This window comes from Streptomyces tricolor, from assembly GCF_002155905.1.
Classification (GTDB): Bacteria; Actinomycetota; Actinomycetes; order Streptomycetales; family Streptomycetaceae; genus Streptomyces; species Streptomyces tricolor.
The window spans coordinates 1-1,138 of record NZ_MUMF01000662.1; the positions used below are offsets into that span (position 1 = coordinate 1).

Annotated in this window: 1 protein-coding gene; it reads left to right on the forward strand. The window is 78.1% G+C overall.

Features of this window, described 5'->3' with window-relative positions; genetic code table 11:
* Positions 1 to 1,138, forward strand: a 1,138-nt coding sequence (locus CCN44_RS36780; protein WP_143650252.1) for an acyltransferase domain-containing protein, incomplete at both ends; no start/stop codon positions are given.

The window sequence follows — 1,138 nt, forward strand, 5'->3', positions numbered from 1 at the left end:
ACCCGGCCGTGCGCGCCGCCGGGCTCGACCCCGTCGGGGCGCACGCCGACGCCGGCCCGGTCCGGCTCGCCGTCGTGGAGCCGACCGCCCGACGGCTCGCCCTGGCCCGGCGCGCGGTCGCCAAGGGCCGCCCCTGGCACGGCCGCAACGACGTGTGGTTCCGGCCGGGCCCGCTGCTCGGCCGGGCCGGCGGCAAGGTGGCGTTCGTCTTCCCGGGCCTGGAGGCCGAGTTCACCCCCCGCACCGACGACATCGCCGCCCACTTCGGCCTGCCCCCGGTCGCCGGCACCGGCCAGGACGTCCGGGTAGGCGACATCGGCCGGCACGGCTTCGGGGTCGTCGGCGTGGGCCGCCTGCTGGACCAGGCGCTGCGCCGCATGGGCGTCGTACCGGACGCGGTCGCCGGGCACAGCGTCGGTGAATGGACGGCCATGGCCGCGGCCGGGCTCTACGCGGCGGCCGACGTCGACGCCTTCATGGCCGGGTTCGACCCGGACTCGCTCACCGTCCCCGGCCTCGTCTTCGCCGCCGTCGGCACTTCCGCCGCCCGCGTCCGCGCGGCGCTGGCCGGACCCCGGGCGGACTCGGGAATCGTCCTCTCCCACGACAACGCGCCCCGCCAGTCCATGGTCTGCGGTCCCGGCCCGGCCGTCGCGGAGTTCGTCCGCGTACTGCGCGGCGAGGGCGTGCTCTGCCAGGTGCTGCCCTTCCGGTCCGGCTTCCACACCCCGATGCTCGAACCGTTCCTCGCACCCATCAGGCAGGCCGCCGACGGCTTCCGGCTCCACCCGCCCACCGTGCCGGTGTGGTCCGGGACGACCGCGGCACCCTTTCCCCGGGACGAGGCGGCGGTCCGGGAACTGTTCGTCCGGCACCTGCTGGAGCCCGTCCGGTTCCGCGAGCTGACCGAGGCCCTGTACGCCGCCGGCCACCGCGTCCTCGTGCAGACCGGCCCCGGCCGGCTGCCCTCGCTGATCGGCGACACCCTCGGCGACCGCGACCACCTGGCCGTGGCCGCCAACTCGCCCCACCACAGCGGCCTGGCCCAGCTCCGGCGGGTGGCCGCCGCGTTGTGGACGGCGGGGGCGGCCGTCGCGCCGAGCGCACCGCCCCGGGCCCCGGCGGCCCGGCCGGCCGG